This window comes from Nonomuraea sp. B5E05 (assembly GCF_039880665.1).
Lineage (GTDB): Bacteria > Actinomycetota > Actinomycetes > Streptosporangiales > Streptosporangiaceae > Nonomuraea.
Map to the genome: position 1 here is coordinate 429,614 of NZ_JBDPMJ010000002.1, position 23,465 is coordinate 453,078.

The window sequence follows — 23,465 nt, forward strand, 5'->3', positions numbered from 1 at the left end:
ATGATCAGTTTCCGCGCGCTCCGGCGAGCCTTGATCAGCACCGTGTCAGGCGTCCTCCTGGCGGCTTCGCTGATCTCCTGCTCGGCGGGAACGCAGGCCGGGGCGCCGCGGGCCGCCGCGTCCGCCGATCCCGCCTTCCCGGTCACCATCGACCACAAATTCGGCAGCACCACGATCGAGGCCAGGCCGTCCCGCGTCGTCACCGTCGGATGGAACGATCAGGACTTCGCGCTCGCGCTGGGCGTGGTGCCGGTCAGCACGCGCGCGTGGTTCGACGAGTACACGAGCTTCCCGTGGGTCAAGGCGGCGCTGGGCGGCAGGCAGCTGTCCACGTTCTCGGCGGAGCTGAACTTCGAGGCCATCATCAAGCAGCGGCCCGACCTGATCATCGCCATCTACGAGACCGTCAACAAGGAGACGTACGACAAGCTCTCCCAGATCGCGCCCACGGTGATCCAGTCGGGCGACCACGCCGACGAGCAGACCCCGTGGGACGTCCAGACGCTCACCACGGGCAAGGCGCTGGGCAGGTCCGCCGAGGCGCAGGCACTCGTCGACAAGGTCAACGCGAAGATCGCCGAGGCGAAGAAGGCGCATCCCGAATTCGCGGGGAAGGTCCTCGTGGTGGACTTCGGGCCGGAGAACGGGCAGCACTGGCTGATCCCGGCCCGCGACCCGCGCCGCGCGCTGTTCGACGCGCTCGGCTTCGCCGCCCAGAGCGAGTCGGAGGAGATCAGCGAGGAGCGGCTCGACCTGCTCGACCGGGACGTGCTGTTCGTCAACGGCGCGACCAAGGCCACGATGCTGGAGTCGCCGGTCTTCTCCCGCCTGAAGGTGGTCAAGACCGACCGCACGATCTACACGGACTTCTCCACCCCGCTCGGCGGCGCGCTGTCCTACAGCGGGCCGGACGCCCTGCTCTACGCGCTCGACGTGCTCGTGCCGCAGCTCGCGAACGCCGTCGACATGGACCCCTCGACCCCGGTCAAGGACCTGTCCGCCGTCACATGAGGCGGGCCAGCAGCGGTCCGAGGATCTCCAGGGTGCCGGCGTCCAGCAGTTCGGAATGCCGGCACCCCACCGCGACCACGCGCAGCTCCCCCGCCACGTACGGTCTCCAACGCTCCGAGGCCGCGCCGGTGAACCCCTGCTCGGGCACGGTCGCGTCGACGAAGAGCACGTCGCCGGGATAGACGTCGTACGTGGCCCGCTCCATCATGCGGTCCCCGGCCAGATAGCTCTCCACGACCCGCTCGATCTGCTCGTCCTCCAGCGCCGCGACGCCGTCGCCCACGCCGCGCAGGAAGGCGACGGCGTCGGCGGCGGACATGCGCGCGTCCGGCACCCGGTACCCCATCTCGGCCAGCAGCGCGGCGACGTCGCCCGCGACTCCCGGCACCTCCACCGGCGTGTCGAGCATGCCGAGGAGGTGGATGTCGCGGCCCTCGGCCGCCAGCCGCACCGCCACCTTGTGCGCGACCGCGCCGCCGAACGACCACCCCAGCAGGGCGACCGGACCCTCCGGGGCCACCCCGGCGATGAGGCCCGCGTACTCCGCTGCGAGGTCGTCCATGGTCGCGGGCAGGCCGCCCTCGCGGCTCAGGCGGGGCGACTGCAGCCCGTACAGCGAGACGTCCTCCGGCAGGTGGCGCTTGAGCGGGGCGAACGGCCAGCTCAGCCCGCTCGCGGGCGGGAAGCAGAACAGCGGCGGCCGGGTGCCGTCGCCCGGCCGCAGGGTCAGCAGTTCCGCCATGGCGTCGGACGTGGGGACGCCGCCGCTGATCCGCCTGGCCAGGGCGGCCGCGGTGGGAGCGGCGAACAGGTCCGCGACCGGGATGTCCGCGCCCAGCCGGGCGCGCAGGGCGGCCGTCAGGCGTACGAGCAGGAGTGAGTGGCCGCCGAGGGCGAAGAAGTCGTCGTCCACGCCGACGGAGCCGGCCGGGCCGACGCCCAGCACCTCCGCCAGGACGGCGCAGACCTCCGCCTCGGTACGCGTGCGCGGCTCGGCACCGGTGGCCGCCGGCGCGACGTCCACCTCGGGCAGGGCCGCGCGGTCCACCTTGCCGTTCGGGGTGAGCGGCAACTCGTCGAGGACGACGACCGCGGCGGGGACCATCCAGGAGGGCAGCCGCCGCGCGAGATGGTCGCGCAGCGCGGGAGCGGGGGCGGTGACGTACGCGACGAGCCGGTCCCGCCGGGCGGCGACCGCGACCCCTGACACGCCTGGGCAGGTCGCCGCGACCGCCTCGATCTCGCCCGGCTCGATGCGGAATCCGCGCACCTTGACCTGCTGGTCGGCCCGGCCGAGGAACTCGAGCTCTGCACCGGCGCTCCAGCGGGCGAGGTCGCCGGTACGGTACATGCGCCCGCCGGTGAAGGGGTCGGCGACGAACCTGGACGCGGTGAGAGCGGGGCGGCGCAGGTAGCCCCGGGTGACCTGGGCGCCGCCGAGGTACAGCTCACCGGCGACGCCGGGAGGCGCCGGGCGCAGCGCCGGATCCAGGACGTACGCGGTCGTTCCCGGCAGTGGCCGTCCGAGCGTGGGAGGCTCGTCCCTGTGGACGGTCGCGGCGGTGGCCCACACGGTCACCTCGGTCGGGCCGTACACGTTGGTCACGGAGGCGGCGCGCGCGGTCAGCTCGCGGGCCAGGACGGGCGGCAGCGCCTCGCCACCGACCAGGACGCGCACCCCGCTCAGGTCGACGCCGGGCACATCGACGCCGGGCCGATCGGCCCGGGCCGAATGGACGTCGAGCGACAGCGTGGACCACAACGACGGCGTGGCCTGCATGACGGTGATCCGCTCCTCGCGGAGCAGCTCGGCCAGCAGGTTCGGGTCGCGTACCTGCGCGTCGGAGGCCAGCACCACGCAGCCCCCCGCCTGCAGCGGCCCCATCAGCTCCAGGACGGAGATGTCGAAGGAGAGCGTCGTCACGGCGAGCAACCGCTCGCCCGGCCCGGCCACCGGGAGGGCGCCGAGGAAACACTCCAGGTCGTGCTGGGTCACGACCACGCCCTTCGGGCGGCCGGTGGAGCCGGAGGTGTAGATGACGTACGCGGCCGAGCGCGGGTCGCGAGGCGGCGGATCGAAGGACGCGGGCCCGCCGCTGAGCGTGATGCCCTCGGGGAAGAGCTCGCGGGTGCGGTCGTCCACCACGATCGCGGCCGGTCGCGCGTCGGCCACCATGAAACGCAGCCGTTCGGCGGGGAACGCGGGGTCGAGGGGGAGGTAGGCGGCCCCCGCCTTGGCCACGCCCAGCACGGCCACCAGCAGCCCGGCCGAGCGCGGCAGAGCGATCCCGACGAGGTCGTCAGGGCCGAGGCCGCCGAGCCGGGCGGCGAAGGCGTCGGAGGCGGCGTCGAGCTCGGCGTAGCTCATCGTCTCGCCCTCGAAGACGCAGGCGTCCGCGTCGGGAGTGCGCCGCGCCTGCGCCGAGAAACGTTCGTACCACAGGGGCCCGCCGGCCCGCGGCGGCCCGCCGTCCTGCCACCGGGCCAGGTCCGCCCGGTCGCGCGCGGCGAGCACGCCTGCGATCTCGACCGGCTCGTCCGGCCGGGCGGCGACCTCGCCGAGCAGGACGAGGAGTCGCTCGACGAGCCGCCGCGCCGTCTCGGGGCGGAACCGGCCGGCGTCGTACTCGAGGATCACCTCGAACGGCTCTCCGTCGACGAAGGTGACGTTCAGGTCCACCTTGGGATCGGCGGCGACCGCGGGCGCCTCGACCACCGGCAGGCCGAGCAGGGTGTCGCGGCCGGCCGGCCGGTGCAGGTAGCCGAGCATCACCTGGAACAGCGGGTTGCGGCCCTGCGCCCGCGCCGGGTTGACCGCCTCGACCACCTGCTGGAAGGGCAGGTTCGCGTGCTCGAACGCGGCCAGGTCGCTCTCGCGCACCCGGCGGAGCAGCTCGGTGAACGTGGGCGAGCCGGACAGGTCCGTACGCAGCACGACCGTGTTGACGAAGAACCCGACGAGGTCGCCCAGCGCGGGGTCGGCGCGGCCCGAGGTGGGGGTGCCGATCGGGATGTCGGCGCCGGCGCCGAGGCGGGACAGCAGGGTGGCGAGCGCCGCGTGCAGCACCATGAACATGCTGGCCGACTCGGCCCGTCCCAGCCCGCGCAGCGCGTTGACCAGCTCGGGCGGCAGCTCGGCGGTCACCTGCCCTGCGGGCCGGGAGCCGCGGGCTCGCGAGGCCCTGTCAGTGTGCAGGTCAGTGTGCAGGTCAGTGTGCAGGTCGGCGGGCAGGGCGGCGGGCAGGTCAGCGGGCAGGGCGGCGAGTGTGTCGGCGGGCAGGGTGATCTCGGTGGGCAGTCCGCGCAGCCGCCGTTCCCAGTAGGCGCGGTCGTCGTCGTGCCGGTCGTCGAGCCGCAACCAGAGCGCGTAGTCGGCGTACTGCACGGGCAGCGGCTCCCAGCCGGGGGCGTGCCCGGCCAGCCGGGCGGCGTAGGCGGTGCCGAGGTCGCGCAGCAGCGGGCCGTCGGACCACTCGTCCATCGCGATGTGGTGCATCACCAGGGCCAGCACCGTGTCGCCGGTGTTCTGCTCCTCGATCAGGGTGGCCCGCAGCGGCGGTTCGGCGGCCAGGTCGAAGGGCCGGGCGAGCGCTTCGGCGAGCGCCGGACCGGCGGTGGCGCAGCGGACGACGGCCAGGTCGATGCGGGGCTCGGCGAGCACCCGCTGGGCGGGCCCCTCGTCGATGACCGTGCGCAGGACCTCGTGCCTGCCCGCCAGGTCACCGAGCGCCGCCCGCAGCGCGGCGGCGTCGACGCCTCCGCGCAGGCGGACGAGCAGCGGGTAGGTGTAGGCGGTCGAGGCCGGGTCCAGCTGCTGGAGCAGCCACAGCCGCTCCTGCGCGGGCGACAGCGGCACGCGGTCTGGGCGCGGCCGGCGGACGAGCGCGGGCCTCGCGGTCCCCGCCGGCGAGTCCGCCGCCAGACCCGCCGAGAGGCCCGCCGACGCACCCGCTGCTGAACCCGCCGAGAGGCCCGCCGATGCACCCGCCGAGGGGCCCGCCGGCAGGCCGGCGGGTGGAGCCGCCACGTCCGCGAGGCGGGCGGCGAGGCGGGCGGGGGTACGCGCGTCGAACAGGTCGCGCAGCGACAGGTCGGCGTCCGTGGCGGCGCGGACGAGGCCGATCAGGCGGATGGCCAGCAGCGAATGGCCGCCCCTGTCGAAGAAGTCGTCCTCGGGCCGCACCTCCTCGCCGTCGCCGAGGGCCTGGCGGAACAGCGCGCACAGCAGCCGTTCCCGCTCGTTCGCCGGCGGCCGGGAACCGGAGGTGAGCGCACGGGGCGCCGGCAGCGCGGCGGCGTCCAGCTTGCCGTTGACGGTGAGCGGCAGCGCGTCCACGACCGCGTACGCCGCCGGCACCATGTGGCCGGGAAGCACGGCCTTCAGCTCGCGATGCACCTCGGCGGCCAGCGCGTCGGCGTCCCCTGGGCGGTCGGGGACGAGGTAGGCCACCAGCCGCTTGCCTCCCGCCTGGTCGGGCACGGCGAGCACGGCGCTCTGGTGGACGCCCGGCCGGGCGGTGACGGCGGCCTCGACCTCGCCCGGCTCCACCCGGTGGCCGCGGATCTTGACCTGGTCGTCGGTGCGGCCGAGGAAGTCGAGGTTGCCGTCGCCGCGGACGCGGACCAGGTCGCCGGTCCGGTACATGCGCCCGCCGGGCACGAACGGGTCGGCGACGAACCTCCCGGCGCTCAGCCCGGGGCGGCCGAGGTAGCCGCGGGCCAGCCCGGCGCCGGCGATGTAGAGCTCCCCGACGGGAGCCGGGCGGAGGAAGGCGTCGAGCACGTAGCAGCGGGTGTTCCGGATCGGCCGCCCGACCGTGGTGGTGGCGCTGTCGGCGGTGCCCGCGCCGAGCGTGTTGATGGTGTACTCGGTCGGTCCGTAGAGGTTGTAGCCGTGCACGCCTTCGGCCTCGCGCAGCTCCGACCACAACGACTGGGGCACCGCCTCGCCGCCCAGGAGCACCAGGGGCGGCCGGTGGGGCCCGTCGAGGAGTCCCTCGTCGAGCAGGTGCCGGGCGTAGGTGGGCGTCACGTTCACCACGTCGACGCGGTGGCGGTGGCAGTAGGCGACGAGCGCCGTGGCGTCCCTGCGCAGCTCCTCGTCGCAGATGTGCACGTGGTGGCCCTCGACCAGCCACAGCAGCTCCTCCCACGACATGTCGAAGGAGAAGGAGACGGTGTGGGCGATGGTGAGGACCCGGCCGCCGGCCGCCGCGACCGTCGGCGTGAAGATCGCCTCGCGGTGGTTGAGCTGCATGTTGGTCAGGCCGCGGTACGGCGTGACCACTCCCTTGGGACGGCCGGTGGAGCCTGAGGTGTAGATGACGTACGCGGGATGGTCGAGCCGTCCCGCCGTGCGGGGGACGTCGACCGGGCCGGTGGGCCCCGACACGTCGTCCAGGAGCAGCCCGGCCACGGGGTGGGAGGCGAACCTGGGCGCCACCCCCCGCGTGGTGACCAGCAGGACGGGCCCGGCGTCGGCCAGCATCGCGAGCAGCCGCTCGTCGGGGTGGTCGAGTTCGAGCGGCAAGTACGCCGCCCCGGTGCGGAGCACGGCGAACAGCGCGGCGACCATGTCGACGGAGCGGGGCACCGCGAGCGCGACGATCTTCTCCGGCGCCGCGCCCCCGGCCAGCAGCGACCGCGCGATCTGGTTCACCCGCGCGTCGAGCTCGGCGTAGGTCAGGGTCCGGTCCTCGAAGGTGAGCGCGGGCCGGTGCGGGGTCCTGCCGGCCTGGGCCGCCAGGAGGTCGGCGATCGTGTCCTCGCCGACGGGCCCGGTGACCCCGTCCATGGAGGTGCTCTCCCCCGCCGGGAGCAGCGGCACGTCGGCCACGGTCGCCCGGGGGTCGGCGGTGAGGCGGAGCAGGACGTGCTCCAGCCGGGCCAGCAGGGCCTGCGCCTGCTCCCGCGCCACGACGTCTCCCCGGTACTCCAGCCGCAGAGTGAGCCGCGCGCCGGGGGTGACCACCCACGTGAGCGGGTAGTGCGTGGCGTCCACGCTGGACACGCCGACGACGCCGTGCGCCTCCTCCAGGTCGGTGAAGGTGTCGTCGTCGAGGAAGTTCTGCAGCACGTAGAGGCTGTCGAACAGGGCGTCGCGGCCCGCCGCCCGCTGGATGTCCCCGAGCCCCAGATGTTCGTACGGCATCAGCTCCACGCGCTCGGCCTGGACCCGCGTCATGACGTCCAGCGCGCTCTCGCCGGGGGCGAGCCGGACCACGGCCGGCACGGTGTTGAGGAACACCCCGATCACCGACTCGATGCCGTCCAGCTCGCTCGGCCGCCCGGCGACCGTCGTGCCGAACACGGCGTCGCGGCGGCCCGACGCGTGGGCCAGCACCATGCCGAGGGCGGTGGTGAGCATCGCGTTGAGCGTCACGCCGCAGCGGCGGACCTGGTCGGTGACCTGCCGGGTCCGCTCCTCCGTCAGCCGCACCGACAGGCTGGTCGCCGGCACGGGCGCGGTACCCGCCGCCGCCGGGAACAGGACGGTGGGCTCCACGCCGGCCAGGGCCCGCGCCCACGCGCTGCCCGCGGCCCCGGCGTCCTGGCGGGCCAGCCAGGCGAGGTAGTCGGTGAACGTCGCCCCGCCCGTGGGGAGGGCGCCGCGCTCGCCGCGGGAGTCGTACAGGGCGAACAGCTCGCGCAGCACCAGCTCGCGCGACCAGCCGTCCCACAGCAGCAGGTGGTACGTGAGGAGCAGGCGGTCGCGCCCGCCCGGCAGGTGGACCACGGTCAGGCGGCACAGCGGCGGGCGGGCCGGGTCGAAGGGCCGCCCGCGGTCCTCCGCCATCACCTCGGGCAGCCCGGAGCCGTCCGCGGACAGGTCGACCACGCCGACGGCGGCGTCGAGGCCGGCGCCGACCACCGCCACCGGACGGTGCCCGTCGCCGGCGGTGAAGCCGAGACGCAGCGTGGGATGGCGGTCGAGGAGGGCCGCGTACGCCAGGCGGAGGGCCGGCAGGTCGAGGCGGGCGGCGAAGTCGAAGGCGTTCTGCGCCACGTACACGTCGGCGTCGCCGGCGTAGCGCGCCTGGAAGAACAGCCCCTCCTGCAGCGGCGACAGCGCCCACTGCTCCGGCCCGGCCTGACGGCCCGTGGCCAGGTCGCGCAGCGCGGCGCCCCAGCCGTCGGCGATCATGCGGGCGTCGTCCGCGCCCAGCCCGCCCTCCGCGTACGTGAACACCGCGTGCAGCTCGGGACCGTCCGGGGTGTCGTGGCAGGCGACGTTGATCTCCAGCAGGTACGGGGTTCCCAGGTCCGGGCCGGGGGCCACGCGCAGCGCCCCGGTCTCCGGCGCGGTGTCCCAGTCGCGCGTCACCCCGGCCGGGAACCTGCCGAGGTAGTTGAACAGCAGCTGGGGCGTGCCGAGCCGGGCGAGCGCGGCGGCGGTCCGCGGGTTGCAGTACCGCAGCAGCCCGAACCCGAGCCCTCCGTCGGGCGCCGCCCGCACCGCCTCGCGCACCTCGCCGGGCGTTGCCCGGCCGCCGGGCAGGCGTACGGGGGCGATGGCGGTGAACCAGCCGACCGTCCTGGACAGGTCCGCGTCGCCCGTGCGGCCGTGCCGTTCCAGGTCGAGCACCAGTGGCGCGTCCGTGTCCAGGCGGCGCGCGGAGCGCCAGCGGGCGACCGCGGCGTGCAGCGCCGCGACGAGCGTCCCGGTGACGTCCTCTCCTTGTGCGGCCGGGACGGTGGTGAGCAGCGGCTCCGTCACGTCGGGCGGCAGGCGGAGCACGTGGTCGCGGGTGGCCCCCACGGTCAGCCCGAGGGCGGGGGCGGCCGGGTCGAGCTCGCCCCCCGGCCGCAGCGTGTCCGCCCAGTGCTCGAACTCCGCCAGCCTGGCCGCCTGGGCGGCGTTCTCGGTCAGCGCCCGCGCGTGGGCGCGCAGGGAGGTGGCGACCGGGTCGAGCACGGGACGCTCCCCCACGGCGACGGCGTCCCACGCCTGCCGCAGGTCGTCGACGAGGATGTGCCAGGACACCCCGTCCACGGCGAGGTGGTGGGCGACGATCAGGAGCCGGCCCTGCCGGTGCGGTCCCCGGTCGAACCACACCGCCTGGAGCATCCGGCCGGCGTCCGGGTCGAGCCGGTCGGCGGCGGCGTCGGACTCGGCTGCGATGAGCGCGCGCAGGCCTTCCTCGTCGTGCCCGGTCGCGTCGACCGCCAGCACGCCGGGCTCCGGCGGGTCGCCGGCCGGACGGGCCTCCAGCGACCACAGCAGCGGCGAGGGCCTGCTGAGTTCGAGGCGGAGCGCGTCGTGCCGGTCGGCCAGCGCGCGGATCAGCCGGACGACCTGCTCGCGCGTCATGCCCGGCGGGGTGCGGAGCAGTTCGGCCTGGTTGAGCCGGGAGATCGTGCCGCCCAACTCGGCCAGCCGGTGCACGATCGGCATGAGCATGATCTCGCCGACGCCGTCGGACGCGGCGTTCTCCGGTGCGGCGGGCTCGGGCCCGGAGCTCAGGGCGCGGGCGAGGGCGGCCGGGGTCCTGCGTACGAACACGTCCTGCGGTGACAGGTGCAACGCGCGGCGCCTGGCGAGGTTCACCAGCTGGATGGCGATGATGCTGTCACCACCGAGGTGGAAGAAGTCGTCGTCGGGGCCGGCCGCGTCCACCTGCAGCACCTCACCGAACAGCGCACACAGCGCCGCCACCGCGTCCCCGCCGGCCGGCGCCGTCGCGGAGGTCGCGGTGCGGGCGGTGGGTGCCGAGGCCGATGTCCGGGCGGCGGGCGTCGTGAGCGGGACGGCGGCCAGCGCGTCCCTGTCCAGCTTGCCGTTGACCGTGAGCGGCAGCGCCTCCAGCGGGACGACGGCCGCCGGGACCGCGTACGAGGGCAGCGACCGGGACAGGTGCGCCCGCGCCGCGTCCGCGTCGATCCGCGTGCCCGGCCGGGCGACCGCGTAGGCCACCAGCCGCCGGCCTTGCCGGTCCTCGCGCACGGCCGCCGCGGCGCCTGCGACGCCGTCCAGCGCCAGCAGCGCGGCTTCGATCTCGCCGAGCTCGATCCGGTAGCCGCGGACCTTCACCTGCTGGTCGGCCCGCCCCACATGGACGAGGTCGCCGCCGGGAGTCCGGCGCGCGAGGTCGCCGCTGCGGTAGAGGCGGCCGCCCGGGGTGAAAGGGTCGGCCACGAAGCGGGCGGCGGTCAGCGACGGGCGGCCGAGGTAACCGCGGGCCAGCTGGTCGCCGGCGACGTACACCTCGCCCGTCACCCCCGGCGGGACCGGCTGCAGGTAGCGGTCGAGCAGGTGGACGCCGAGGCCGGGCAGCGGCCCGCCGATCGTGCTGGCCGGCTCGCCCCGGGTGTCGTCCTGGGTCAGCTCCCTGAAGGTGACGTGCACGCAGGTCTCGGTGATGCCGTACATGTTGACCAGCCGGGCGGCCGGGTGGCGGCGCTGCCACGACGCCAGGCGGGCGGGGTCCAGCGCCTCGCCGCCGAAGACGACGTACCGGAGGGCGAGCTCGCCCAGCCCCGCCTCCGCCAGCGGGTGGAACGCCGACGGGGTCTGGTTGAGCACGGTCACCCGCTCGCGCTCCAGCAGGCCGAGGAACCGCCGCGGGTCGCGGGCCACCTCCCTGTCGACGACGACCAGCCGCCCGCCGTGCAGCAGCGCGCCCCACAGCTCCCACACCGAGAAGTCGAACGCGGCGGAGTGGAACATCGTCCACACGTCCGCGTTCCCGAAGTCGAACAGCTCGCCGGCCGCGGCGAACAACGACAGGACGTTGCGGTGCGTCACCTCGACGCCCTTGGGCGTCCCCGTCGAGCCGGAGGTGTAGATGACGTACGCCGTGTTGTCCGCGCAGGCCGGGGTGAGAGGGGCGCCTGCCTCCCTGTCATCCGGCCCGTCATCCGGCCCGTCGTCCGGCCCGTCGTCCAGCAGCACGACGGGTACGCCGGTCCAGGGCAGTTCGGCCAGCGTGGCGGGCTCCGTCAGCAGGCACGCCGGCGCGGCGTCGTCCAGGATGAGGGCCAGCCGGGCGGCCGGGGCGTCGAGGTCCAGCGGCACGTAGCAGCCGCCCGCCTTGACGACGGCGAGCAACGCGACGACGAGGCCCGTCGAACGCGGCAGCGCCACGGCCACCCGCGACTCGGGCCCCACTCCCCTGGCGGCCAGGACGCGGGCCAGCCTCATGGCGGCGGCGTCCAGCTCGGCGTGGGTGAGCGAGGTGTCGCGCCAGGTCACGGCGGTCGCGGTGGGCTCGGGCCGGGCGGCGGCGTACGCGTCGGCCAGCGTCCCCGCCACGGCGGTCGAGGATGCGAGGAGCGCCGCGGCGGCCCGGGAGGCGGCCGGCACAGCGGAGGGCTGGGACAGGGCGGCCTCGTGTTGGGCGCCGGTGAGCAGGGCCAGCCGCGAGACCGGCGTGTCCGGGGCCGTGACGAGCTGGTCGAGCACCCGGGTGACGAGGTCGAGCAGGGTCCTGGCGCGTTCCTCCCCGACCAGCTCCACGTCGTACTTGATCTCCAGGGTGAGCCGCTCGCCGGGGAAGGCGACCAGCGAGACCGGGTAGTGCGGCGAGTCCGTGCCGGTGAAGCCGCGCAGCGCCAGCCCCGGCCGCTCGCCTGCGCGCGCGGCGGGGAAATTCTCCACCACGACCATGGTGTCGAAGAGCTCGCGGACGCCCGCGAGCCTGGCCAGCTCGGCCAGGCCGACGTGCTGCGCGTCGAGCAGGTCGCCCTGCTGCCTGTGCAGGCGGTCGGCGATCTCCCCCAGGGTCTCCTCTGGCCGCCAGGACATCGGCACGGGGATGGTGTTGATCAGCAGGCCGACCACGCTCTCGACGCCGGGCAGCCGCCCGCCGCGGCCGGACACCGTGGAGCCGAAGACCGCGTCGTCCCGCCCGAGCAGCCGGCCCAGCAGCAGGCCCCACGCCGCGTGCACGAGGGTGCTCAGCGTCACGCCCCGCTCGCGGGCCGCGGCGGCGACCGGGCCGGCGGGCAGCCCGCCGTGGACGCGCGCGTGCCTGGACACCGTGTACGTGGCCGGGAACAGGCGCGTTCCGGAGCCGATTCCGGCCAGCGCGGCGGCCCACGCCTCGCGGGCGGCGGCCCGGTCCAGGCCGGCCACCGCCTCCACGTGGTCGCGGAACGTCACCACGGGCGCGGGCAGCGCGGCGCCGCGCTCGTAGACCTCGACGACGTCGTCGAAGACCAGCGGGTACGACCAGCCGTCGGCGACGATGTGGTGCATGGTCTCCACGAGCCGGTGGTCGGTGTCGCCGAGCGAGACCAGCGCGTAGCGCAGCAGCGGCGCGGCCGCCAGGTCGAACGGCTCGGCCAGCTCGGCGGCGGCCAGCTCGGCCAGCCGTTCGCGGGCCTCGTCCGCGTCCAGCCCTCTCAGGTCGGCCGTGCGCCACGGCACCTCGACGGAATCGGCGATCACCTGGACCACCCGGCCGTCGGCCAGCTCCTGGAAGCTCGCCCGCAGGGCGTCGTGGCGGTGCACCGTCGCGGTCACCGCCCGGCGCAGCGCCGCGGGGTCGACCCGGCCGGACAGCTCGGCCACCTGCTGCACCACGTAGGTGTCGGTGTGGCCGGCGCCGAAGGACGCGTGGAAGTACATGCCCTCCTGGAGCGGCAGCAGCGGCAGGACGTCGCGGGCGCCGGCGAACCGGTCGACGTCCTCCTGCGTGAGCGCGACCAGGGGGAAGTCCGACGGGGTGTGCCCGGCCAGGTCGCCGCAGCGGGTCAGGGCCGTCAGCGCGGCCAGCCACAGCCCGGCCAGCTCGGCGACCTCCCCGTCCGCCATGACGCCGGACGGCCAGGACAGCGTGGCCGAGAACGAGGGCCCGTCCGGTCCGTCCTGGGCCAGGGCGTTGATCTCCAGCCCCATCGCGGGGTTGTCCGGGTGGACGCCCTCGCGCAGGGTGCCGCCGCCGGCGGCGAAGCGGCCCAGGTAGTTGAAGAGGATCTGCGGCGGCTGCGGGAGATCGAGCCCGTCGAGGTGGCGCAGGACGCCGTGGCCGAGCCCCTTGCGCGGCACCGCGCGCAGCTGCTCCTTGACGGCCTTGGCGGCCCTGGCCAGCGCCGGGCCGGCCGCGGTGACCTCGTCCCAGCTCAGCGGCCCTGGATCGAGGCGTACGGGGTGGATGGCGGTGAACCAGCCCACGGTCCGCGACAGGTCGGCGCCGCCGGCGAGGTCGCCGTCGCGGCCGTGGCCTTCGAGGCTGAGGAGCACGGCGGAGCCGTCGCCGCGCCCGTGCGCGCGCCGCCACCGGGCGAGCGCGACGGCGAAGCCCGTCAGCAGCACGTCGTTGACGCCGCCGTGCATCGCGGCGGGCACGGGGCCCAGCAGGGCCGCGCTCGTCTCCACGGGCAGGGACACGGTGAGCGACCGGACGGTGGCGGCCGTGTCGACCGCGGGGTCCAGCGGGCGGGCGCCCATCGGCGGATCGTCGGTGGCCAGGACGTCGCGCCAGTAGCCGGCCTCGTCCAGGAAGGAGGGACGCGCGTCCTGGATCGCCGACGCCCAGGCGCGGAAGGACGTCGGGACCGGGTCCAGCGCGGGGTCGCGGCCGGCCGCGAGGTCGGTCCAGGCGCGGGCGAGGTCGTCGGCGATCACGCGCCAGGAGACGCCGTCGATGACCAGGTGGTGCACGACCAGCAGCAGGTGACCGGGGTTGGGGCCGGCGTCGGACCAGACCGCTTGCAGCATGATCCCGCGCTCCGGGTCCAGCCGCCCGGCCACCTCCTCGGTGTCCTCCCCGGCGTGGGCTGCCTCCTGCCGGGTGCAGAGCGCGGACGCGTCGAACCCCTCCGGCGGCGGCACCGACAACGTCCACGCGCCGCCGTCGCGGTCGAGCCGGGCCCGCAGCAGGTCGTGGCGGACGCAGAGCGCCTGTACCGCCCGTTCCACCTGCCGTGCGCCGAGGCCGGCGGGGACCGGCAGGACCATCGACTGGTAGAAGCGCTCCAATGGCGTGCGGGCCAGCATCGTCTCGGCGAGCATCGGAGTGAGCGGCACGGCCCCGGTCGCGGGCACGCCGGGATCGTGCGTCTCCCCCGGCTGCGGGTGCGGGAGGGCGGCGGCCAGCGCGCGCACGGTGCGGCGGCGAAAGACGTCGCGCGGGGTGAGGTTCATGCCCGCCTTGCGCGCCCGGCCCGTCACGGCGATCGAGGAGATGCTGTCGCCGCCGATGGCGAAGAAGTCGTCGTCGGCGCCGACCTCGGCCAGGCCGAGGACCTCGGCGTAGATGGCCGCCAGGGCCTGTTCCCGCTCACCGCGCGGCGCCTGCCGCGCGCCGCCGCCGGGCGCGACGGGCTCGGGGAGCGCCGCCACGTCGAGCTTGCCGTTGACGGTGAGCGGCAGCTCGTCCACCACCCCGTACAGGGCGGGGACCATGTAATCGGGCAGCCGTTCGGCCAGCGCCGCGCGCAGGACGGCGGCGAGCTCGTCGCGGGCGCCCCCGGGCGCCGGGATCACGTACGCGACCAGCTTCTTCAGCCCGGGCACCGCGGGGTCGGGGCGGGCGACCACGGCGGCCTGGCGCACCCGCGGATGAGCCGACAGCGCCGACTCGACCTCGCCGAGCTCGACCCGGTATCCGCGGATCTTCACCTGGTCGTCGACGCGGCCGAGGAAGTCGAGGTTGCCGTCCTCGCGCCGGCGTACGAGGTCGCCGGTGCGGTACATGCGCCCGCCGGGCACGAACGGGTCGGCGACGAAGCGGGCGGCCGTCTGCCCGGGGGCGTGCAGGTAACCGTGGGCCAGGCCGGCGCCCGCCACGTGGAGCTCGCCGATCACGCCCGCGGGCACGGGGCGGAGCCACCCGTCCAGCACGTACGCGCGGGTGTTCCAGATGGGACGGCCCACGGTCGGGGTGGCGCTGTCGCGGGTGCCCGCGCCGAGCGTGTTGATCGTGTACTCGGTGGGCCCGTACAGGTTGTATCCCTCGGGGCCGTCCGGCTCGCTCAGCCGGTCCCAGACGCTCTCGCTGACGGCCTCGCCGCCGAGCAGCACCAGGCACGGGGCGTGCCCGCCGTCGAGCAGGCCCTCCTCGAACAGCAGGTGGGCGTACGTCGGGGTGACGTTGACGACGTCGATCCCGTTGGCCTGGCAGTACGCGACGAGCGCGGTGGCGTCCCTGCGCAGCTCCTCGTCGCAGATGTGCACCTCGTGGCCCTCGACCAGCCACAGCAGCTCCTCCCACGACATGTCGAACGAGAACGACACCGTGTGCGCGATGCGCAGCCGCCGCCCCCCGGTCCGGCGCGCGGTCGGGCCGAAGATCTCGGCCCGGTGGTTGAGCTGCATGTTGGTCAGCCCGCGGTAGGGCGTCACCACGCCCTTGGGCCGGCCGGTGGATCCGGAGGTGTAGATGACGTAGGCGGGCAGGTCGCCCGGCACGTCCACGGTGAGCGGGCCCGCGGCGAAGCCGTCCAGGTCCGGGAGCACGCACCGCCCGCCGAGCCGCCGCTGCTGCTCGGCCGGCGCCGAGTCCGGGTCGGCGCAGACCAGGAGGACGGGCCGGGCGTCGTCGAGCACGGCGGCAAGCCGGTCGAGCGGATGGTCGAGCTCCAGCGGCAGGTAGGCGGCGCCGGCGCGCAGGACGCCGAAGAGCGAGACGACCATCTCGACGCCGCGGGGCAGCCCGAGCGCGACGATCGTGCCGGGGCCCGCGCCCTGCGAGCGCAGCAGCCGGGCGCACTGGTTGATCCGGCCGTCCAGCTCGGCGTAGGTCAGTCGCCGCTCCCCGAAGACGAGCGCTACGTCGTCGGGGCACGCGCGGGCCCGCTCGGCCAGCAGGTCGGCGATCGTCGCCGTGCCGATCGCATGCTCGGCCGCCGCCCACTGCCGGGCCAGCTCGTCGCGCTCCTCGTCGAGCGTCAGGTCGAGCGCGCCGACCGGCACCGCGAGGCCGTCGGCCAGCGTCGCCAGCAGCCGGGTGAACCGGCGCACCATCCGCCGGGCGTCGCGTTCGGGCACGTCGGGCCGGTACTCCAGCTTGATCCGCAGGTTGGCGCCGGGGGTGAGCACCCAGGTGAACGGGTAGTGGGTGCTGTCGGTGTAGTCCACGCCGACGATGCCGTGCTCGCGTTCCAGGTCGGTGAACGTGGTGTCGGTCAGGAAGTTCTGCAGCACGTACAGCGTGTCGAACAGCTGCTCCCGGCCGCACGCGCGGTGGATGTCGCCGAGGCCGAGGTGTTCGTGCGGCGCCAGGTCGACGCGGTCGTCCTGGGCGCGGCGGGCGAGGTCGAGCACGGTGGTGCCGGGCGAGGGCGCGACCCTGGCGGGGACCGTGTTGAGGAACAGGCCGATCACGTTCTCGATGCCGGGCAGCTCGGCCGGGCGGCCGGCCACGGTCGTGCCGAACACCACGTCCTGGCGGCCCGACTCGTAGCCGAGCAGGATGCCGAGCGCGGCGGTCAGCAGCGCGTTGAGCGTGACGCCGCCGCGGGCCGCCTGTTCGCCCAGCCGCGTGGTGACCTCGGCGGGCAGCGCGGCGAGGACACGTTCGGACGGCACCGGCTCGCGGCCGGCGGCCTCCGGTGCCAGGACGGTCGGCCCGTCGACCCCCGACAGGGCCGCCCGCCAGGCGGCCGCGGAGGCGTCGCGGTCTCGCGTGCCGATCCAGGCGAGGTAGTCGGCGAACGTGCTCTCCGCCGGGGGGAGCGCGGCGCGCGTGCCGCCCGAGCCGTAGAGCGCGAACAACTCGCGCAGGACCAGCTCGCGCGACCAGCCGTCCCACAACAGGAAGTGCGAGGTCAGCAGGAGCCGGTCGCGCCCGTCCGGCAGGCGTACGACGGTCAGCCTCACCAGGGGCGGGCGGGCCAGGTCGAACGGCTCCTCCCGGTCGGCCCGCGTCACCGCGTCGAGCCGGCCGTCCTGCTCCGTCAGGTCGACGACCCGTACCTCGGCGGGCACGTCGGGCGCGATGAGCTGCGCGCCGCCGTCGGCGGCGAACCCCGCGCGCAGGGTGGGGTGGCGGCGCAGCAGCGCCGCGAAGGCCTTCGTCATGGTGCGGACGTCGACGCGCCGGTCGAGGTCGAAGACGTTCTGCGCGATGTAGGTGCTGCTGCCGTCGGCGAAGGCCGCCTGGTAGTAGACGCCCTGCTGGAGCGGCGACAGCGGCCAGAGCTCGCCCTCCGCGCCCCGCTCGGCCGGCGGCTCCGCCTCCCGCAGGGACGCGGCGAGGGCGGCGGGCGTGCGCAGGCGGAACACGTCCCGGGTGGTGAGCTCGACGCCGTCCTTGGCGAGCAGGCTGACCAGGCGGATGGCGAGGATGCTGTCGCCGCCGACGGTGAAGAAGTCGTCATGGACGCCCAGGCCTTCGACGCCGAGCAGGGCGCCGGCCCGGGCGCAGATCCTCGCCTCCTCGGCGGTCCGCGGCCGCCCGCCCCTGACGCCGGGTTCGGGGTCGGGCAGCGCGCGGCGGTCGCGCTTGCCGTTGGGCAGCACGGGCAGCCGGTCCAGCACCGTCACCGTCGCGGGCAGCAGGTAGGCAGGCAGGTCGGCGCGGAGCAGCGCGCGCAGTCCCTGGGGGTCCAGTTCCTCCCCCGGAGCGGCCACCACGTAGGCGTGCAGGGCCCCTCCCCGCACCGCCACCGCCGCGTCGCAAACCCCGGCCCGGCGCATCAGCGCGGCTTCGAGCTCGCCCGGCTCGACCCGGTAACCGTTGATCTTCACCTGGTCGTCCGCCCGGCCGAGGAACTCGACCCGCCCGTCAGGCGTCCAGCGGCCGAGGTCTCCCGTGCGGTAGAGGCGGGCGCCGTCGCCGAACGGGTCGGCCACGAACCGGTCCGCGGTCGTCCCCGACCGGCCCAGATAGCCGCGGGCGAGCTGCGCGCCGCCGACGTAGATCTCGCCGGGCGCGCCGGGCGGCACGAGCTGGAGCGCGGAGTCGAGCAGGTAGAGCCGCGTGCCCGGCACCGGCCTGCCCAGCGTCACCGGCTCTTCCGGGTCCACCTCGCCCTGGAGCACGTCTCCCGCGACCTCCGACGAGCCGTAGGAGTTGACGATCCTGGCCTCGGGCGACGCCCGGCGCAGGGAGCGTACGCAGGCCCGGCCGAGCGGCTCGCCGCTGCAGATCCAGCGGTCGAGCGCGGTGAGCCGCTCGGGCGCCGTGTCGGCGAGCGCCGCGGCCAGGCTCGGTACGGCGAGCAACTGGGTCGCCCCCGACCGCTCCACGAGCCGGGCCAGCACCGTCCCGTCCGTGGCCTCGCCGTCGCCGGCGATGACCGTCGTCGCCCCGGCGACCAGCCCGCCGAGCAGCTCGGTCGTACCGTCGATGAAGCTCAGCGAGCTCTTGGCCAGCCGCACCCGCGCATCCCAGGCCGCCGCCGCCCAGACGAGCCGGTTGGCGAGCGCTCCGTGGGTGCCCACGACCGCCTTCGGCCGGCCGGTCGAGCCGGAGGTGTAGACGACGGAGACCGCGTCCGGCGGGGTCACGGGCGTGCCCGTCGCGGCCTGGCCCGCGGCGGCGGCCCGGACGGTGAAGGACGGCAGGTCGTGCGGGGGCAGCGTCCTGGCGTTCGCCTCGTCGGTGAGCAGGCAGGCCGGGCGCGCGTCGCCGAGCATGAATTCGATCCTGGCCGCCGGGTAGCCGGGGTCTACGGGCAGGTAGGCGGCTCCGGCCCGCATGACGCCGAGCAGGGCCGCGGCCGTGTCCGCCGAACGGCTCGTCGCCACCGCGACGATGTCGCCGCGCCGTACGCCGGCCGCGGCCAGCGTGCCGCACACCCGCCGGGCCCGGTCGTCCAGCTCGGCGTAGGTGAGCGTGACCCCTGCGGACATGACGGCGGCACGCCCGGGGTGCTCGGCGACCTGGCGGGCGAACAGGTCCAGCACGGTGGCGCCCTCACCCACCCCGGCGCTGGCTCCGCTTCCGGCGGCCAGGAGGTGCCGGCGTTGCTCGCCGGACACCAGCTCCACCCGGCCGCACGTCAGCGTGGCGTCGTCGGCGAGGGCGGCGAGCAGCCTCTCGTACTGCCCGATCAGCAGGTCGGCCGAGGTCGCGGAGACGAGCCGCCGGTCGTGGGTCAGCGTGAGCACGATCCGATCGCCGGGCTTGGCCATCAGCGTCACCGGATAGTGGGGCGCCTCGATCGTGTCGATCCCGGCGATCGCGAGGTCGCCCTGCTCCGTGGAGGGCTCCGTGGAGGGCTCCGTGGAGGGCTCCGGGTAGTTCTCGACGACCACGAGCGTGTCGAACAGCTCGGCCACGCCCAGGCGGCGGTGCAGCGCGGCCAGCGAGACGTGCTCGTGCTCCATCACCTCGCGTTGCGTACGCGCGAAGCGGCGCAGCACGTCGGCCAGCGGGTCGGCCGGCTGCCAGCGCACCCTCGCCGGCACGGTGTTGATCAGCAGCCCGACCATCGCGTCGATGCCCGCCGGCTCGGAGGACGCGCGGCCGGACACGGCCGAGCCGAACGTGACGTCGTCGCGCCCGGTCAGCCGCCCGACGAGGATCCCCCAGGTGGCGGCGAGCACCGAGCCGACGGTGAGCCCGTTTCCCTGCGCCCATGCCCGCAGGCGGTCACCGAGATCGCCCGGCACCTCCCGCCGGACGCGACCGAACCCGCCACCGGTCCGGCTGCCGGGCCCGCCGAACGACTCAGCCGTCATGCCGGCCTGCGGGCCGGCCAGCGCGTCGGACAACATGGTCGGTTCCCGCACGCCGGACAGGGCCTCGGCCCACGCCTCGATCGCGGTGTCGGTGTCCTGCGCCGCGAGCATCCTCAGGAACTCCCGGTAGGGCGGCGGCTCGGGCAACGGCCTGTCCTCGTAGAGGGCCAGCAGGTCGCGCAGGAGCAGCGGCACCGACCAGCCGTCGGCGAGGATGTGGTGCACGGTGTGGACGAGGGCGTGCCGCCGCGACCCTAGCTTCACCAGCGCGAAACGCATGGCCGGCGGCCGGGCGAGGTCGAACGGCGCCGACCGCTCGGCCGCGGCGATCTCCTCCAGGAGGGGCTGGGCGAGGTCGACGTCGCTGAGGTCCTCGCTGCGCCACGGCACCTGTGCACGGTCGGCGATCACCGACACCACCTGCCCGTCGCCGGTGGTGCGGAAGGCCGCGCCCAGGTTGGGGTGGCGGCCGAGCAGCCGTTCGGCCGCGGTGCGCAGGCGCTCGCCATCCAGCGGCCCGGTGAGCTCGATGATCTGCTGGACGACGTACGGGTCGCTGCCTGGGTCGAGGGTGGCGTGGAAGTACAGGCCGCTCTGCAGCGGCGAGAGCGGCAGCACGTCCTTCAGCCCCGGCAGGTCCGCCTCGATGGCGCTCACGTCGGCCTGTTCCAGCTGGACGAGCGGGAAGTCGGACGGGGTGTGCCCGGTGACCGTGTCGCTGGTGGCGATGTCGGTGAGGGTCTGCGTCCACAGCGCGGCCAGCTCCCGTACGCGGCCGGCGTCGAGCACGCCCGCCGGCCAGCTGAACGTGGTCGTCAGGACCGGCCCGCCGGCCGTGTCGACGGCGACGGAGTTGATCTCCAGTACGCGCGGCAGCGGCATGCGCGGATCGCGCCGCTCGACCACGATCTCGCCGCCGCCGGCAGGCGCCCAGTCACCGGCGCTCTCCTCGGGCCGGTCGAAGGCCCGGTGGTCAGCGCGGTCAGAGGGCCGGTCGGAGGGCCGGTCGGCGGCTGGGGCGCCGTCGAAGCGGCCGAGGTAGTGGACGAGCACCTGCGGCGTCACGGCCAGGTCAGGGCGCGGCCCGTCCCCGAGGTAGCGCAGCACGCCGTAGCCGAGCCCGCGTTGCGGCACCCGGCGGAGCTGTTCCTTGACCGCCTTGACCGCCTCGCCCGGCGTCCCGGAGCCGGGGTCGATCACGGCGGGGAACAGGGTGGTGAACCAGCCGAAGGTACGCGAGAGGTCGGCGTCGCCGACGGCCTCCTCCTCCCGCCCGTGCCCCTCCAGCTCCAGCAGCACCGCCGAGCCGGCGCCGCGCCAGCGGCCCAGGGCGCGCGCCGCGGCGGCGACCAGCACGTCGTTCACCCCGCCGTGCACGGCGGCGGGGACCGGGCCGAGCAGGCGGCCGGCGATCGCGGCGGGGATCTCGACCGTGAGCGACTGCTCCGTGGCGACCACGTCGCGCCGCGGATCGAGCGGCCGCTCGCCGATCATCGGGTCGGGCGCCGCCGCGGTACGCCGCCAGTGGTCCTCGCCGGCGCTGAAGTCGCACTCCCGCAACCGGGTCGCCCACTGCCGGAACGAGGTGGGCGTCTGGGGCAGTTCGACGGGACGGCCCGCCCGCGCCGCATGCCACGCCTGGGCGAGGTCCTCCAGGAGGATGCGGAGCGACACGCCGTCCACGACCACGTGGTGGACCACGATCGCGAGCCGCCCCTGGGCGCGCGCTCCGGCGTCGAGCCAGACGAGGTCGAGCATGCGCCCACCGGCCGGGTCGAGCCGCCCAGGGGCGGCGGCGACCTGCCGTTCCAGGTCGTCCGCGGTCTCGACGCGGGTGATCACCTCGGCGGCCCTGGGCTGCCCCGGTGGCTGCCCCGGTGGCTGCCCCGGTGGCTGCCCCGGTGGCTGCCCCGGTGGCTGCACTGTGAGCGTCCAGCGGCCGGTGCCGGTCGTCCGCGCCCGCAGCAGGTCGTGGGCGGCGAGCACCGCGTCGATCATGCGCTCCAGCTGGTCGCCGGTCAGCCCGGCGGGCGTGCGTACGGTCATCGACTGGAAGAAACCGTCCATCGACGGCCCGAGGTCCTGGAGCCACTCGGTGATCGGCGTCGGCGGCACCTCCCCGACCCCGCTCACCGGGGGCGGCGAAGCGGCGCCGGCGCCGGTGCCGACGTCGATGAGCGTGGCCGCCAGCGCGGCCGGGGTGGGGTGGGCGAACAGGTCGCGCGGGCGTACCGTGAGCCCGGCACGCCGCGCCTGCCTGACCACGCCGATCGCGACGATGCTGTCGCCGCCCAGGGCGAAGAAGTCGTCCTCGGCCCCCACCTCGGCCACACCCAGGACCTGCGCGAAGACCTCACACAGGACGCGCTCGCGCTCGGTGCGCGGCGCGCGCGTGCGGGGCGCCGCGGGTTCGGCCGGCCGGGGCAGCGCCTGCCGGTCCACCTTCCCGTTGGCGGTGACGGGGAAGCGGTCGAGGACGACGTACGCGTCCGGCACCATGTAGGCCGGCAGCCGGCCGGCGCACCAGTCATGCAGTTCCGCGGCGGGGACGGCGTCGTTCGACCTCGCGTACCCGACGAGCCGCCGCCCGTTCTCCCTCACCACGACGGCGGCCTGCCGCACCTTCGGGTGGGTGGCGAGCGCGGCCTCGACCTCCTCCAGCTCCAGCCGCATGCCGCGGATCTTCACCTGGTGGTCGGCGCGGCCGACGAACTCCAGCGAGCCGTCGGGGGCCCACCTGGCGAGGTCGCCGGTCCGGTACATCCGGGAGCCGTCCGCGGCGAACGGGTCGGCGACGAACCGGCCGCCGGTGAGCGCGGGCGCGTTGATGTAGCCGCGGCCGAGCAGGAACCCGGCGGCGTACAGCTCGCCCACCGTGCCAGGGGGCACCTGTTCCAGGCGTTCGTCGAGCACGTACAGCCGTGTGTGGGGGTTGGGGCGGCCGATGGAGGTCGCGATGCGCTCGGCGGTGTCGCGGTAGATGACGTGCGAGACGCCGATGGTGGCCTCGGCCGGGCCGTACCCGTGGTAGAGGGTCGTCGAGAGCTGGCCGCGGAAACGGTCGAACAGCTCCGGGGTGAGCACCTCCCCACCGCACCAGACGTGCTTCAGCCCTGACAGCAGCGAGGTCCCGCGGGCCATCTCCAGCAGGACGTCGAGCATCGACGACACGAGGTAGACGAACGTCACGCCCTCGCGGGCGATCAGGTCCAGCAGGTACTGCGGGTCGCGTTCGCCGCCGGGCTCCGCGATCACCACGTAGCCGCCGGAGACGAGCGGCAACAGGATCTCGTTGACGGAGATGTCGAACGACAGCGGCGCCTTGAACAGGGACGCGTCGCCAGGACCGAAGCCGAGGATCTCCTCCACCTGCCAGAGCAGGCGGTGGCTGATCGCCTCGTGACGGATCATGGCGCCCTTGGGGGTGCCGGTCGAGCCGGAGGTGAACATCACGTACGCCAGCCGGCCGCCCTGGACGGACACGGGCGGCGGCTCGGCGGGCTCGTGGGCGTACCGCCAGGAGCCCAGATCCACCTCCCGCACGCCCAGGGTGCGGGCCGCTCCCGCCTCGGCGCTGACCTGGCGGCGGCGCGCCCGCGGCCAGGCCGGGTCGACGGGCACGAACGCGCCGCCCGCCACCACGATCGCCAGTACGGAGACGACCATCTCGGCGGATCGCGGAGTCGAGACGGCGACGACCTCCTCGGGGCGCAGCCCCTGCTTGTGCAGGTGCTGCGCCAGCTGGAAGACGCGAGCGCCGAGTTCCTCGTACGTCAGCCGCACGCCGGGCGCGACGACGGCCGGCGCCTGCGGGGTCCGGCGCACCTGGTCGATGAACAGGTCCGCGATCGTGGTGATCCTGGCGGGAGAGTTCGCTTCCATG

General features: G+C 75.2%; 2 protein-coding genes. One reads left to right on the forward strand and one right to left on the reverse strand.

Translation table 11 applies throughout. The features are described from left to right. Nucleotides 1-1,011 (forward strand): ABC transporter substrate-binding protein, encoded by a 1,011-nt coding sequence (locus ABGB01_RS05415; protein ID WP_347770887.1) that lies wholly within the window; start codon nt 1-3, stop codon nt 1,009-1,011. Here ABGB01_RS05415 and ABGB01_RS05420 read toward each other — a convergent pair. Next, entirely contained in the window at nt 1,004-23,464 is a 22,461-nt protein-coding gene (locus ABGB01_RS05420; RefSeq protein ID WP_347770889.1) for an amino acid adenylation domain-containing protein, read from the reverse strand. The genes ABGB01_RS05415 and ABGB01_RS05420 overlap by 8 nt on opposite strands. Nucleotide 23,465: the final 1 nt, after the last annotated feature.

What these genes read in the sequence shown, in the direction of transcription:
- ABGB01_RS05415 (WP_347770887.1), top strand. Translation starts at nt 1, where the DNA reads ATGATCAGTTTCCGCGCGCTCCGGCGAGCCTTGATCAGCACCGTGTCA.
- ABGB01_RS05420 (WP_347770889.1), bottom strand. Translation starts at nt 23,464, where the DNA reads ATGGAAGCGAACTCTCCCGCCAGGATCACCACGATCGCGGACCTGTTC.